This is a genomic window from Paenibacillus sp. P32E, assembly GCF_001909085.1.
GTDB lineage: Bacteria > Bacillota > Bacilli > Paenibacillales > Paenibacillaceae > Paenibacillus_AQ > Paenibacillus_AQ helianthi.
On the sequence record NZ_LVYY01000021.1, the window covers coordinates 37,686 to 51,138 of the forward strand.

Consider the following 13,453-nt stretch of genomic DNA (forward strand, 5'->3'; position numbering starts at 1 on the left):
GTCAATTCCCTGCACAATAAACAGAAGCAGCCCTGAAATATAAAAAAGCAGCCGGCTTAGCCGGCTGCTTCATGAAACGTCCTATTCCGTTGTGTAAGGCAGCAGCGCGATTTGACGCGAGCGTTTTACAGCAATGGTCAGAGCGCGTTGGTATTTAGCACTTGTACCTGTTACACGACGCGGCAAGATCTTTCCGCGTTCGCTGATGAACTTCTTCAGAAGCTCAGTGTCTTTATAGTCAATGTGAGTAATCTTGTTCACAGTGAAGTAGCACACTTTTTTGCGCTTGTTGCGTCCACCACGACGTGCCGGTCTTTTGTCGTTGTCTCCGCCTTCTCTTTGTTTGAAAGCCATGTCAGTTCAGTCCTTCCTTATTAAAATGGCAAATCATCGTCCGATATATCGATCGGTTTTCCATCGCCCGAAAAAGGATCTTGAGTATTGTTGTTACGCGAGAAATTATTGTTATTTCCGCGTCCACTGTTACCGCCGCCACCATAGGATGGTTCTTCTGGTACATTTCCGCCACTTGGCGCATTGCCACCTTCACGATTCTGCGAGGATTCCAGGAAACGGACATTATCGGCAATAACTTCAGTAACGTATACACGTTTTCCTTCGTTATTCTCATAATTCCGTACTTGGATGCGGCCTTCCACGGCTGCCAGACGCCCTTTGCGCAAGTAATTGGCACAGGTCTCAGCCAGCTGTCTCCAGGTTACTACCGGGATGAAGTCCGCTTCGCGTTCACCGTTCTGGCCCGTAAAGTTGCGGTCTACGGCAAGCGTAAACTGCGTTACGGCAACACCAGCGGGAGTATAACGAAGTTCCGGGTCACGGGTCAACCGACCGATCAAAATGATACGGTTCAACAATTCAATCCCCTCCTTATAAGCGATTCGTTACAAAGCTTGTCATGATCTTAGGCAACGTCGTTCGTAATGAGATAACGAATGACTTCGTCGGAAATCTTCATGAGACGTTCCAATTCGGTAACAACTGCAGGTTCTGCAGTAAAGTTAACCAAAACAAAAACGCCATCACGGAATTTCTTGATCTCATACGCAAGACGGCGTTTACCTTGCACATCGTGCTTTGTAATTTCTCCGCCGTTGGAGATGACGCCTTGGAATTTTTCGACTGCTGCTTGAACGGCTTCTTGTTCAATGTCAGGACGAATAATGTACATGACTTCATATTTGCGCATAATTTTCACCTCCTTATGGTCTGCGGCCCCTAATCACGTCAGGAGCAAGGAACGAGCACAAACATAGACTCGCACCAAATTAATATACCAAATTGCCCAAAGGAGTGCAAGTTATTTTTATCAAGAAGGTTATTGGGTACTTTTTAGGCTACATGAAGAGACATTGATCCGAGCATAATAACACCGCAATTACTCACTCTATCCAAGGAGGAATGGTCCAATGGGCGAGCAAACCGAATACGAAAAAGGCGATAAGGCTCCAAATCCGGGCATCTACACAGAGGTTGGCGAAGCACGAAGCTTCCATACCCAAATTCAGAATCCAAAACGAATTGAAATGAAGAGGGGTGACACTTTTCCGGAAACCTCAAATAAAGACCGCAAGTGGAAAAAGGTTGAAAAAGCCCGGGTTCATTAATTTTTACATCACATGTATAAAAAAAACCTCATGAGACATACTATTCTCAGGCAGTACAAAAGAGAGGTGTGGTTCCGTTGGACGTCGTAGACGAACACAATCACAAGGATTCTGAATCAGCATCTATTGTAAGTCGGGGAAAGTAAAGGCTTCCTCTTAAAAAAGGGATAAGCCTGGCAAAACCTGCATCACTTTAGCGGCTATAGACAGATTAAATCCGAACGTTATCCATGTACTGCCTCTTGAGAGGGACCTGAAAGGGTCCCTCTTTTGTTTTTCGTTTGAATTGACATTACATAAAATAAAAAAAACCTCCGTTATGTCAACGGAGGTTTCGTAAGTTAAAGTATGTAGTACTGAAGTGGCGGAGAGGGTGGGATTCGAACCCACGCACGCTGTGACACGCCTAACTGATTTCGAGTCAGCCCCCTTGGGCCTCTTGGGTACCTCTCCGCAGCAAGAATTATTGTAGCACGCCAACTTCACTTTTGCAAGTCCAATTATTCTTTGGTTTCTCCCGCGGCTGAACGCAACACCTTTTTCATGTTTTTCTCGAACTTTGCACGGGGAATGAGGACACTATGATGACAACCGGTACATTTGATCCGGATATCCATTCCCATACGAATGATCTCCATTTCATTGGTGCCGCAAGGATGCGGCTTTTTCATGAGAACAATATCACCAAGTCCAAAAACCTTCCGTTCCATTACTGACCCTCCTCTTCTCCTTCATGGGTAGCCGCCACCTGTCTGCCCAATCTCGCTTGTGCCGAGTCCCCCCCCCTCTGTGCCGCCTCTAGGCCCTCCGCTTCCATTGCAGCCCTTGCAGCCCGTTCCGCCTCCTCACGAGCTTCCTGCTCAGCCTTAGCCGTCTCCAGGGCACTCTGCTTCTCCAGCGCCTGCTTTATATCGCTCTGGATCTGCCGCTCTGCAGCATCTCTGGCATTCGGAAGACAATTCGCCGCCACCCGAATCACATACTCGGAGGTGCTCATGGACTGAATCCCCAGAACTTTCGGATAGGCAACGACATTTGGATTCCTCTCCTCTATCCCTTTCAGAGCTTCGCCGATCAAAGCCAGCGTTCCCTCAAGACCCCGTTCAATCTTCACCGGAACATCCACAACCGCCAAAGCATTGGCCAGTGAATAATTAGTAACGTTGATAATGGTGCCATTTGGGATAATGTGTACTTCCCCAGTACTGCTAAGCAATCTTGTCGTTCTGAGACCAATCATCTCTACGGTCCCTTTGTAAGTTCCTGTCTGGATTACATCACCAACAGCGAACTGGTCCTCAAAAATAATAAAGAAGCCTGTGATTACATCCTTGACCAAACTTTGTGCTCCAAACCCGATGGCAAGTCCGACTACACCAGCCCCTGCCAATAGTGGACCCAGATTGAAATGAAACTCGGAAAGCACCAGCATAATCATGACAAAATTACAGATGAACGTAACCACATTTTTCAGTAATCCACCTACAGTTGAGAACCTGCGGCTATCCCCTAATAGTTTTCCGCGTGTCTCCCTTTCCATCGACCGGTCAATCACCTTAGAGACAACTTTAATAATAACTCGGGTCAAAATGAAGATTAAAAGAATACGCAATCCTGCAAATAATACATTCGCCCACATTTCAGCATCTGTTACCACGTTCCACACCTTATCTTTGAACTGTACTGCATTTTGCACAGCCTTGGCGGCAGTCATAGACTCCAGGATCCACCTATTCATCCAACCCCTCCTTTTCTCCGATTAATTCATATCCATCACTCTTATTTGCTCTAAAAATCCCGCGTATCTCAACATCCTGTTCCTTTACAATCTTGCGGACCTCTCCCAGTGCTCCCCGAAAGAATTGGATCGACATTGCACACCCGGCAGTAATCTCCTTCGGAGTGGGGAAGATATCAATATCGATTTCCGCATATTCAAGCAGCATTTCTGCACGCAGCGCCTGTTGCGTAGAGTCAAAAGCAATCAGCAATTCCTCATCCATGTGCAAGCCTCCTTCTGGGTTTATCGTCCTATCTCTATCGAGTGAAGTATAAAAAACATTTTTCATCCATATACTAGGATCATCAGCAGGCTCTCAAACCTGAATATCCTATGGCTTATCTGCTGGTATTTTCACATACGCTCCGTCTCAGAAAGGAAGATCCTATGAATTTTTCTTCTAAAGCTGTCTCATTGCCGGAACCGTCTTGTTTAAAAATATCACATGCTGATCCCAATATCTATTCTGCCATTACACATCGGCTGTTGTTTCATTTCTCCCGCACCCGCTCAGATACACCAATCATAATAGTCTGTGTGGGTACAGACCGCTCAACGGGCGATTCGCTCGGCCCGCTTGTCGGAACAGCATTAGCCCGCTTTCACAGCCCCTTGTTTCATCTGTATGGCACCTTAGATGAGCCTGTACACGCAGTGAATTTAGAAGAAACCCTTACCCTTATTCACGAAAAACACAAAAATCCATTTATCATCGGCATTGATGCCTGCTTGGGCCATTCCGCCAGTGTCGGATGTATTCAGGTTGTCGAAGGTCCACTAAGACCCGGAGCGGGAGTTAACAAACAACTTCCTCCTGTCGGAGATATCCACCTCACCGGAATTGTGAATGTTGGCGGATTTATGGAGTATTTTGTCCTGCAGAACACAAGATTAAGTCTAGTCATGCGGTTGTCAGACATCATCGCTTCCAGTCTCTATTCCGCTTTAAGACAATGGAACCTTCACGCTAGATCTGCTGCGACGCGAGAGCAATAACTTCCTTTTCTTCGGGTGACAGCGGATATTGCGATTCTCCGCCCTCAAGAGGCTTAGAGTAAATATATGAATTTTCACGGTTATGAAGACTAGTCAAGACAACACCACTCCGGTTGTCGTCAATGATGGCCATCGAGAAGCTCAGGTCATTCCCCCGCTCTCCAAAAGCATTGTATCGTTTCACTGCAACCTTTGACTTCATGCCTCGGAGTTTGACCTGTGCTGCCTCAATCATCGTCTTGTGCTCCCGCTGAGTTTCTTCCAGCATGTCCCCCTGGTTTCTGAGATCGATTAGTAGACTTTCCAGATCTTCCACACCATTACCGGTCATCATTGCCTCATATTTCCGCCGCATTTTACGAATCCTTGCTCCCTGAATAATCAAGACGATTGCCAGCACCATGATAATCAATGCAAACCCCATGATGAATACCGACAATTGCTCAGTAATCACTTCATTTAACTCCGACATGTACAGACCATCCTTCTGTATAAATATAAGTGTAAATATATTTCACGTATCCAATCATTTTACTACCTCTTTTTCACACATAACCATGGTATAGCAATGGGGCCAATATATGTTTGCTCGATATACTATTTTTTCTGTCCATACATTTCTGTCATTGCAATCAGCATTCTGTGAACATCCTCATCTGTTGAAGTGACACCGACGCTTACCCTTACAGCCCCACTTTTGAGTGTTGATGCAGCTTTATGAGCTAGCGGAGTACAATGCATTCCTGCTCGCACAGCAATATTATGTTTACGATCGAGGCGATGAGCGATATCCGCTGAATCCTCCCCCTCAATGACAAAGGATACTATCCCACTACGTTCTGAACCTATTCCCGGCCCGAGCAGCTTCATTCCAGGAATAACAGACAGCCCTTCCATGAGCTTCTGAGTCAGCTCCCACTCCTGAAGGTGGATGTTTTCCGGACCCAGAGACATCACCTTCGTCACTCCTGCCAGCAGTCCGGCTATCCCCACCCCGTTTTGCGTCCCTGCCTCATACCGATCCGGTCGCACGTTAGGCTGTTCGCTATTTTCGGACTGACTCCCAGTGCCTCCATGCATTAGAGGGATCAGATCCAGCTCTGGCGCTATATACAGCCCTCCGGTACCTTGTGGCCCCAGCAACCCTTTATGTCCTGGAAATGCAAGCAGATCTATATTCATTTTTTTTACATCAATAGTTAATGAACCTGCACTTTGAGCAGCATCCACCAGAAAGACTGCACCGTTGGATTTGGCAATATCTCCAATCTCACCAATAGGCAGAATACTTCCAAACAGGTTAGAGCTGTGATTGCATATCACCATTTTTGTATTTGGCTTAAAGGTCCTTTGCAATTCAAGCAAATCCACTTGTCCATCACGATCAACCTTCACATAATCAATGGAGATACCCAGGGTTTGACGCAAAAACTCCAAAGGTCTACGCACGGAGTTATGTTCCGTCATTGTTGTAATAACATGATCCCCTGGTTGAAGTGTACCCTTAATGGCCATATTTAGCCCCATTGTAGTATTGTGTGTGAAGGCAATATTTTGGGCATTGGAGACAGAAAAGAGTTCAGCTAGTTTACTCCGCGCTCTCACAAGTACACGCCCGGCTCCTATGGCTAATGAATGATTTCCACGCCCGGCATTCGCTCCGGAATTTTGCAGTGCGTCCATCATGGCCGATCCAACCTCCAGCGGTTTTGGCCACGAGGTTGCCGCATGATCCAAATAGACCAATTCCTCCATTCCCTCACCCTCCACCCTTTCATCAAAAAACATACCCCTCCATATCCGTTTCAAGGGATATCTCAGGATATGTTTTTAGCACAGATATCCATATCAGTTGCCCAATAGTTCCAATAATCTTTCCAGGTCTTGGGCACTGTAATAGTTCAATTCTATTTTTCCTTTTTCTTTACCCTGTTTGATTTTAACTGTTGTTTTGAATCTCTCACGCAACAACTCTTCAACATTATCAATATACGGATCACGCTTTACTATTTTCGCCTTAATTGCCCCAGTTGGTTTACGGTCCAAATTCTTAACAACCTCTTCCAACTCTCTAACACTCCATTGCTGTTCCACACATTGTTCAGCCAGTTGTTTAACAGTTTCCGGGTCTTTAAGTGCTACAATAGCTCTGGCATGTCCCATGGAAATTGTTCCACGTGAAACATATTCCTTAACCTCTTCCGGTAAAGAAAGCAGACGCAGGAAATTGGCGATATGCGACCTGGACTTCCCTACCTTTAAAGAGAGCTCTTCCTGGGTAAGTGCGAATTGATCCATCAGCCCTTGGTAGGCAACCGCAATCTCCATTGCATTCAAGTTTTCACGCTGTAAATTCTCAATCAGCGCAATTTCCATAACCTGTTGGTCGCTTAGACTACGGATAACTGCTGGAATAGTTGCTTTACCACAAAACTGTGATGCTCTGAATCTACGCTCGCCGGCAATGATTTCATAGCCTTTGAGAACGCTCCGAACGATAATCGGCTGTATGACTCCATGCTGTCTTATCGATTCAGCCAATTCCTGAATGGCCTCTTCATTGAAATCCTTACGCGGTTGATAAGGGTTCGCCCGTAATTGCGCTAAAGGGATCTCCACAACCTTATCATCTTCGTTGATGGATAGGGATGGTATTAATGCATCAAGGCCTTTCCCTAAACGCTTACTCATAAGAAATCACTTCCTTTGCCAACTCCAGGTATACTTCTGCACCTTTGGAGCGATTGTCATAAGTAATAATGGATTGCCCGTGTGAAGGGGCTTCACTTAGTCTCACATTACGTGGAATAATCGTTCTGTACACCTTTTCCTGGAAATACTTCTTTACTTCCTCGATAACCTGAATCCCCAGATTCGTTCGGGCATCCAGCATTGTCAAAAGCACTCCCTCAATTTTGAGATGAGGATTAAGATTTTTCTGAACCAAACGAACCGTATTCAATAGTTGGCTCAAACCCTCCAGTGCGTAATATTCACATTGAATTGGAATGATAACAGAATCAGCTGCGGTTAGTGAATTTATGGTAAGGATACCCAATGACGGAGGACAGTCGATAATAATATAGTCGTAATTCGATTTCACAGCATTTAAAGCCTTCTTCAGCTTTAGCTCTCTGGAAATAGTGGACACTAATTCAATTTCCGCACCTGCCAATTGAATAGTTGCTGGAATAATATGGAGGCCATCGATTTGTGTCTCTAATATCGTTTCTTGGGGATTCGCTTCATTAATAAGAATATCATAAATGCAATTTGCTACATCCGCTTTGTTGATGCCAACGCCGCTTGTAGTGTTTCCTTGTGGGTCGATATCAACAAGAAGCACTCTTTTTCCTAAAGTAGCCATTCCGGCACCTAAGTTTACAGAGGTTGTTGTTTTACCAACACCACCTTTTTGATTTGCTATAGCAATAATCTTGGACACTAATTTCACCTCGAATTGTTAGGAAGAATCATCTTGTAGGTCGTGAGTTGTAACGGTATTAACCGCCTGCTGAGCTATGGCATCAATTTCACGAAAAATATAAGCAAATATACAGATAACACTCACATTTTGTTTATTTGACAATACTCCGGTTCAGGTCACAGAAAAGGCGGCCAATCACCTCAGGGCCGCCTTCAGCTTGTTGAAACCATTTATCGTTTTGGAATTTGAATGACAATCTCATAATGGTCACCGCGGTCGTTTTCAGAGGTTTTAATCTCCATTCCTGAACCCGAAACCATATCTATGGATTGACGAATTGTATTAAGAGCGAGACGAACATCCTTAGTGTAGGAAACCCGTTTTGATTTTTTGGTTTGATTTACTGCTTTATAGAAGGCAATACGCGCTTCCGTTTGTTTCACATTCAACCCTTTGGAAATGATCTCACCCAGAACCTTCAGCTGCATTTCAACTGTATCAAGCGATAGCAGTGATCTTGCATGTCGCTCTGTAATTTGTCTTTCCATTAATGCTGTTTTCACTTGTTCAGGGAGATTTAGCAAGCGGATTTTGTTGGCGATGGTTGATTGACTCTTGCCAAGCCGCTGCGCTAGGCTCTCTTGAGTCAGCTGGTGAAGATCGATTAGTTTCTGGTATGCGATAGCCTCTTCAATTGAGGTCAAATTCTCACGCTGCAAATTTTCTATTAAAGCAATAGAAGCAGCCTGTGAATCATTAAACTCACGAATAATAGCCGGGATCGTTTCCATCCCCAGTTTTTTAACTGCTCGCCAGCGTCGCTCTCCTGCAATGATCTCATATTGAGAATCACGTATACGAACGACTATCGGCTGGATAACCCCATGAGTTTTGATAGTTTGACATAGCTCGTCTATCTTTTCGTCATCAAAAATCGTCCGGGGCTGATAAGGACTACTGATGACCTCATGAACCGGGATCTGTTTGACCTCTTCTCCGCTGCTCCGCTCGGTAAATCCAAAAAGCTTGGTGAATTGTTCTTTCATTCCGTTCATAACCACCTAATTTCGTTATAGTACGATCTTCTTGACCTTGCCTAGCGAAAAGCTTATCGTACAGCAAGTAGAAGCGGCTACGCCGTCCTCAAAAGAAGCGTATGCTTCCGGAGCAGCAATACTACGCATTGCTTTCAGGTATACATTTAATGAAATAACCTGAAAACTACCCCAGACTTAATCCTTCACATATTGGAGATTCTGCAGCGACTGAATCGCTTACGCATGAAAAGTCTTACTATATTATTCTATCACTTTTCAACCTATAATCCTATTCTCCAAAGAGACCTATTTTTCCTGCATTTCATGCTAATCTCGTCCCAAACAAAAAAAGCGAGCCTCTCCAGAGAGAAAAGGTTCGTTTTTTTGTTTGCTGAACGACTTAGGAAATGTTTCACGTGAAACAATCAAATTAATGGAGCTTTAGCAGGTGTTCCTGCTTTACGCGGGTATTTTGCTGGTGTCGCGCCAGTTTTGTGAATTAAAATAATATGCCGAGCTGATTCTTCAACAGGAAGACTAAATGATTCTACCTTAAGCAGTTCAGCACGCAATTCCTTAAAGCTGCGCTTAGCCTCAGTCAACTCCTCGGTAGGATCGTTGCCCTTCATCGCTGCGAAAACTCCATCTTTACGGGTAAAGGGGAGACAAAATTCATTCAACAGCGATAATCGTGCAACAGCTCGTGCCGTTACCAAATCATAAGCATCACGGTGAACAAACTGACGTGCTATATCCTCAGCCCTTCCATGAATCAATTGTACATTTTGCAATTCCAATGTATCACAGACGTGTTGGAGAAATGAAATGCGTTTGCTAAGCGAATCTACAATAGTAAGTTTTAAATGCGGAAAACAAATTTTCAGGGGAATTCCAGGGAATCCAGCACCTGAACCGATATCCGCAAGTTTATTCACATCCTCCATATTCATGTAGAAAGAAAGAGAAAGTGAATCATAAAAATGCTTCATGTACACTTGGTCACGTTCAGTTATGCCGGTAAGGTTCATTTTCTCATTCCATGAAACAAGCTCTTTGAAATAAAGTTCAAATTGCTCTAACTGCTTTGGTGTTATTGTGATTCCTTGATCTTGCAGTAAAGCAGTAAACTGGGCTGCAGTGTTATCCATAGATTATCCTTTCGCTGCTGTCACACGGTTATAATGCTCCAAGTGTACAAGGAGTATTGAAATGTCAGCCGGGGTTACACCAGAAATTCGAGATGCCTGACCAATAGAGATAGGGGCAATTTTAGTCAGCTTTTGCCGGGCTTCCATAGCCAGACCATGAATTTCATTATAGTTGATATCGTCTGGAATCCTCTTTTTCTCCATCTTTTGCAGCTTTTCTACATGCTGAAGCTGTTTTTCAATATACCCGGCATATTTGATCTGTATTTCTACCTGCTCCTTCATTTCTTCATCCAAACCTTCAGGAGAAGGTGACACCTGATCCACGAAACTGTAAGTAAGCTCCGGGCGCCGCATCAGTGTCAACAGGTTACTTCCATCAACAATAGGCGCGGATTCATATTCTGAAAGTGCAGTGTTGACATCGACAGGCTTCACCTTGGTTTCCCGAAGACGAATGATTTCACGCTCTACCCGTTCTTTTTTCTCCAGGAAAGCTTCATAACGCGGTTCAGGAATCAGACCAATATCATAACCAATTGGCGTCAAACGCAAATCCGCATTGTCATGACGAAGCAATAGACGGTATTCTGCACGTGATGTCAGCAGCCGGTAAGGCTCATTGGTTCCTTTGGTAACCAAATCGTCAATTAGAACGCCAATATATCCTTGTGAACGGTCCAGCACAACCGGATCTTTCTCTTGTACCTTGCGGGCCGCATTAATACCAGCGATAACCCCTTGTCCTGCCGCTTCCTCATAACCCGATGTCCCGTTAATCTGTCCAGCTGTGAATAGTCCAGGCAGACGTTTGGTTTCCAGTGAAGGCCAAAGCTGAGTTGGAACCATTGCATCATATTCAATCGCATAACCATTGCGCATCATTTCTACCTTTTCCATCCCAGGAATAGAACGCAGGACAGCCAATTGGACATCTTCAGGAAGACTGGTAGATAACCCTTGAACATAATATTCAGCTGTGTTCTTACCTTCAGGCTCTAGGAAGATCTGATGTTGGGATTTATCACTGAAACGCACCACCTTGTCTTCAATGGAAGGACAATATCTTGGACCTGTTCCTTCAATAATACCCGTGAACATCGGAGCCCGGTGCAGATTATCATTGATGATCTGATGGGTAACTTCGGAAGTGTAGGTCAGCCAGCAGGGCAACTGTTCATTATCAGATGATTTGGTTTCGAAGGAAAAGAACTTCGGCTTCTCATCCCCAGGCTGAATTTCAGTCTTGGAAAAATCAATCGTATCCTTATGCACCCGTGGTGGTGTGCCAGTCTTAAATCGAACAAGCTCAAATCCAAGTTCGCGCAAATTCTCGGAAAGTCTAACCGAAGGCTGCTGATTGTTCGGCCCGCTCTCATAAGTCAACTCACCCATGATCACTTTGCCGCGCAGGTAGGTTCCTGTAGTCAAAATGACTGTTTTGCTATGGTATACCGTTCCTGTCTTTGTGATGACACCGGCAACATTCCCATTTTCAACAATCAGTTCCTCCACCATCCCCTGGCGGAGGGTCAGATTTGGAGTTTTCTCCATCGTTTCCTTCATCGCGTGCTGATAGAGAAATTTGTCTGCTTGTGCACGTAGCGCATGTACTGCAGGACCCTTACCAGTGTTAAGCATGCGCAGCTGAATAAAGGTTTTATCAATATTGCGGCCCATTTCGCCGCCAAGTGCATCGATCTCACGTACAACATGCCCTTTGGCGGGCCCGCCAATGGACGGGTTGCATGGCATGAAGGCTACCATGTCCAGATTGATTGTAATCATCAGCGTGCGGCAGCCCATTCGTGCTGCGGCAAGTGCAGCCTCGCAGCCGGCATGGCCTGCGCCAATGACCACTACGTCATAGCTGCCTCCATCAAAGTTCATAGGTGTTACCTCCTAGTTTCTTCTTTTTATAGTGGATACGCTTATCAAGCGCAGTTATTTACCCAAACAAAATTGTGAGAAGATTTGATCCAAGAGCGAATCAGCAGCCGTATCTCCAATAATCTCTCCGAGCTGCTCCCACGCAAGGCGCACATCAATCTGAATCATATCTATAGGAATATGCATATCAGCAGCCTCGTAGGCATCCTGCAAGGATTTATAAGCCTTTTTGAGCAGAGCAATATGCCTTACATTGCTTACATAAGTCAGATCCCCTGATTCCAGCTTACCTTCAAAAAAGAGCTCAGAGATTGCTTCCTCCAGCTTATCTAAACCTTCCTCCTCCAGCACAGACATCGGAACAATACTCGATTCGCTAAAATAAGAGCGCAGTTTATCTTTGTCCAAACGGGAAGGTAGGTCCATTTTATTCATGATCAACAGTGCTTGTCTACCTTGGATTTGTTCCATTAATGCCAATTCATCCTCATGAAGCTCATCCGCTGAGTTCAAAACAAGCAGGATAAGATCAGCATCACTAAATGCCGCCTTGGAGCGTTCAACGCCTATTTTCTCTACAATATCCATTGTTTCGCGAATTCCAGCAGTATCAAGCAGCTTTAGCGGGATATTGTTAATCGTTACATACTCTTCTATAACATCACGCGTTGTTCCCGGAATATCGGTTACAATCGCTTTGTTGTCACGGGCAAGCGCGTTAAGCAAGGAGGACTTGCCAACATTGGGACGGCCGACGATCGCAGTCGTAATGCCCTCGCGTAATATTTTTCCTTCATTTGCCGTTTTAAGCAGTCTGTTGATGCCATCCATAACTTCTGTGCTTTTATCTTTAATAAATTCAGCAGTCAAGGATTCCACATCATGCTCAGGATAATCAATATTCACTTCAATATGAGCCAATGTTTCAATAAGTGTATGGCGGAGTGTGTGAATACGTTCAGATAAGGAACCGCTAACCTGCTTCAGCGCAACCGAAAAAGCACGGTCCGATTTCGAACGGATCAGATCGATTACCGCCTCCGCTTGGGAAAGATCAATACGTCCGCCCAAAAATGCGCGCTTGGTGAATTCCCCAGGTTCTGCAAGTCTAATATCCTGCTGCAACAGCAGATCCATGACTCTCCGAACCGAGATCACACCGCCATGGGCGCTTATTTCAACTACATCCTCAGTAGTAAATGAACGTGGTCCCTTCATCACAGTGACTAGCACTTCTTCCATTCGCTCTCCGTCATCAGGACTGATGATATGCCCGTAATGAACAGTATGCGATTCCACCTCTGTGAGAGGTGTTTTACTGCGAAACAATGGAGCCACCTGGGAAATCGCTTGGGGGCCACTAACCCGGATAATCGCTATCCCTCCTTCGCCTAATGCTGTAGATACAGCAGCGATGGTGTCACTAAGCATACTCTGTTCACCTCAATTTGTTCTACACTTCAGCTCCGGCTGAATGAATGATTTTGATCTTGTATTCGAAAAAAACAATGACCCCTTATATTGGTCAAGGAGTCATTGCGGCAATATAG

Annotated in this window: 16 protein-coding genes and 1 tRNA gene; 2 read left to right on the forward strand and 15 right to left on the reverse strand. The window is 44.9% G+C overall.

Annotated features, from left to right (window positions below; all coding sequences use genetic code 11):
• Positions 1-81 precede the first annotated feature (81 nt).
• Genes rpsR through rpsF form a run of 3 tightly spaced genes read right to left on the reverse strand, consistent with a single transcriptional unit; the run spans position 82 to position 1,207 of the window.
• Positions 82-354 carry a 30S ribosomal protein S18 gene (gene rpsR / locus A3848_RS18970; RefSeq protein ID WP_019914552.1) on the reverse strand — a complete coding sequence of 91 codons (273 nt, stop codon included), beginning with the start codon at positions 352-354 and terminating at the stop codon, positions 82-84.
• 20 nt (positions 355-374) lie between these two features.
• Positions 375-875 (reverse strand): single-stranded DNA-binding protein, encoded by a 501-nt coding sequence (gene ssb, locus A3848_RS18975; protein ID WP_074086470.1) that lies wholly within the window; start codon positions 873-875, stop codon positions 375-377.
• A gap of 47 nt (positions 876-922) precedes the next feature.
• Entirely contained in the window at positions 923-1,207 is a 285-nt protein-coding gene (rpsF, locus tag A3848_RS18980) for a 30S ribosomal protein S6 (RefSeq protein ID WP_074086471.1), read from the reverse strand.
• A 220-nt stretch (positions 1,208-1,427) separates the two neighbouring features.
• On the opposite strand from rpsF, the gene A3848_RS18985 reads away from it, so the two are divergent.
• Entirely contained in the window at positions 1,428-1,625 is a 198-nt protein-coding gene (locus A3848_RS18985; RefSeq protein ID WP_074086472.1) for a YjzC family protein, read from the forward strand.
• 362 nt (positions 1,626-1,987) lie between these two features.
• Here A3848_RS18985 and A3848_RS18990 read toward each other — a convergent pair.
• The 4 genes from A3848_RS18990 to A3848_RS19005 all read right to left on the reverse strand — a co-directional run bounded on the left by A3848_RS18990 (position 1,988) and on the right by A3848_RS19005 (position 3,628).
• A tRNA-Ser gene (locus tag A3848_RS18990) sits at positions 1,988-2,078 on the reverse strand.
• Between the two features lie 47 nt (positions 2,079-2,125).
• Positions 2,126-2,335, reverse strand: a complete 210-nt coding sequence (locus A3848_RS18995) for a DUF951 domain-containing protein (RefSeq protein WP_074086473.1) — start codon at positions 2,333-2,335, stop codon at positions 2,126-2,128.
• Entirely contained in the window at positions 2,335-3,363 is a 1,029-nt protein-coding gene (locus A3848_RS19000; protein ID WP_074086474.1) for a mechanosensitive ion channel family protein, read from the reverse strand. The genes A3848_RS18995 and A3848_RS19000 overlap by 1 nt, the downstream gene beginning before the upstream one ends.
• On the reverse strand, positions 3,356-3,628 hold the full coding sequence (locus A3848_RS19005) for a putative Se/S carrier protein (protein ID WP_074086475.1): 273 nt from the start codon (positions 3,626-3,628) through the stop codon (positions 3,356-3,358). Before A3848_RS19005 ends, A3848_RS19000 begins: the two co-directional genes overlap by 8 nt.
• Before the next feature lie 164 nt (positions 3,629-3,792).
• On the opposite strand from A3848_RS19005, the gene yyaC reads away from it, so the two are divergent.
• Positions 3,793-4,401 carry a spore protease YyaC gene (gene yyaC / locus A3848_RS19010; protein WP_074086497.1) on the forward strand — a complete coding sequence of 203 codons (609 nt, stop codon included), beginning with the start codon at positions 3,793-3,795 and terminating at the stop codon, positions 4,399-4,401.
• Here yyaC and A3848_RS19015 read toward each other — a convergent pair.
• The 8 genes from A3848_RS19015 to mnmE form a co-directional block, all read right to left on the reverse strand.
• On the reverse strand, positions 4,373-4,873 hold the full coding sequence (locus tag A3848_RS19015) for a DUF4446 family protein (protein ID WP_074086476.1): 501 nt from the start codon (positions 4,871-4,873) through the stop codon (positions 4,373-4,375). The genes yyaC and A3848_RS19015 overlap by 29 nt on opposite strands.
• Positions 4,874-4,998: 125 nt before the next feature.
• On the reverse strand, positions 4,999-6,156 hold the full coding sequence (locus tag A3848_RS19020; protein WP_074086498.1) for an aminotransferase class V-fold PLP-dependent enzyme: 1,158 nt from the start codon (positions 6,154-6,156) through the stop codon (positions 4,999-5,001).
• A 93-nt stretch (positions 6,157-6,249) separates the two neighbouring features.
• Positions 6,250-7,092 carry a ParB/RepB/Spo0J family partition protein gene (locus A3848_RS19025; protein WP_074086477.1) on the reverse strand — a complete coding sequence of 281 codons (843 nt, stop codon included), beginning with the start codon at positions 7,090-7,092 and terminating at the stop codon, positions 6,250-6,252.
• Positions 7,085-7,846 carry a ParA family protein gene (locus A3848_RS19030; RefSeq protein ID WP_074086478.1) on the reverse strand — a complete coding sequence of 254 codons (762 nt, stop codon included), beginning with the start codon at positions 7,844-7,846 and terminating at the stop codon, positions 7,085-7,087. Before A3848_RS19030 ends, A3848_RS19025 begins: the two co-directional genes overlap by 8 nt.
• Positions 7,847-8,058: 212 nt before the next feature.
• Complete coding sequence (gene noc, locus A3848_RS19035; protein WP_074086479.1) at positions 8,059-8,874, reverse strand: nucleoid occlusion protein; 816 nt, start codon at positions 8,872-8,874, stop codon at positions 8,059-8,061.
• Between the two features lie 416 nt (positions 8,875-9,290).
• Positions 9,291-10,013, reverse strand: coding sequence for a 16S rRNA (guanine(527)-N(7))-methyltransferase RsmG (gene rsmG / locus A3848_RS19040; RefSeq protein WP_074086480.1), 723 nt, complete (start codon positions 10,011-10,013; stop codon positions 9,291-9,293).
• A 3-nt stretch (positions 10,014-10,016) separates the two neighbouring features.
• On the reverse strand, positions 10,017-11,903 hold the full coding sequence (gene mnmG / locus A3848_RS19045; protein ID WP_074086481.1) for a tRNA uridine-5-carboxymethylaminomethyl(34) synthesis enzyme MnmG: 1,887 nt from the start codon (positions 11,901-11,903) through the stop codon (positions 10,017-10,019).
• Between the two features lie 54 nt (positions 11,904-11,957).
• Positions 11,958-13,334, reverse strand: coding sequence for a tRNA uridine-5-carboxymethylaminomethyl(34) synthesis GTPase MnmE (gene mnmE / locus A3848_RS19050; protein WP_074086482.1), 1,377 nt, complete (start codon positions 13,332-13,334; stop codon positions 11,958-11,960).
• Between the last annotated feature and the right edge of the window lie 119 nt (positions 13,335-13,453).

Coding starts and splice junctions, on each gene's coding strand:
- A3848_RS19000 (WP_074086474.1), bottom strand. CDS start 3,363: ATGAATAGGTGGATCCTGGAGTCTATGACTGCCGCCAAGGCTGTGCAA.
- A3848_RS19005 (WP_074086475.1), bottom strand. CDS start 3,628: ATGGATGAGGAATTGCTGATTGCTTTTGACTCTACGCAACAGGCGCTG.
- A3848_RS19020 (WP_074086498.1), bottom strand. CDS start 6,156: ATGGAGGAATTGGTCTATTTGGATCATGCGGCAACCTCGTGGCCAAAA.
- rpsR (WP_019914552.1), bottom strand. CDS start 354: ATGGCTTTCAAACAAAGAGAAGGCGGAGACAACGACAAAAGACCGGCA.
- A3848_RS19025 (WP_074086477.1), bottom strand. CDS start 7,092: ATGAGTAAGCGTTTAGGGAAAGGCCTTGATGCATTAATACCATCCCTA.
- A3848_RS18995 (WP_074086473.1), bottom strand. CDS start 2,335: ATGGAACGGAAGGTTTTTGGACTTGGTGATATTGTTCTCATGAAAAAG.
- A3848_RS18985 (WP_074086472.1), top strand. CDS start 1,428: ATGGGCGAGCAAACCGAATACGAAAAAGGCGATAAGGCTCCAAATCCG.
- rsmG (WP_074086480.1), bottom strand. CDS start 10,013: ATGGATAACACTGCAGCCCAGTTTACTGCTTTACTGCAAGATCAAGGA.
- noc (WP_074086479.1), bottom strand. CDS start 8,874: ATGAAAGAACAATTCACCAAGCTTTTTGGATTTACCGAGCGGAGCAGC.
- yyaC (WP_074086497.1), top strand. CDS start 3,793: ATGAATTTTTCTTCTAAAGCTGTCTCATTGCCGGAACCGTCTTGTTTA.
- A3848_RS19015 (WP_074086476.1), bottom strand. CDS start 4,873: ATGTCGGAGTTAAATGAAGTGATTACTGAGCAATTGTCGGTATTCATC.
- rpsF (WP_074086471.1), bottom strand. CDS start 1,207: ATGCGCAAATATGAAGTCATGTACATTATTCGTCCTGACATTGAACAA.
- mnmG (WP_074086481.1), bottom strand. CDS start 11,903: ATGAACTTTGATGGAGGCAGCTATGACGTAGTGGTCATTGGCGCAGGC.
- mnmE (WP_074086482.1), bottom strand. CDS start 13,334: ATGCTTAGTGACACCATCGCTGCTGTATCTACAGCATTAGGCGAAGGA.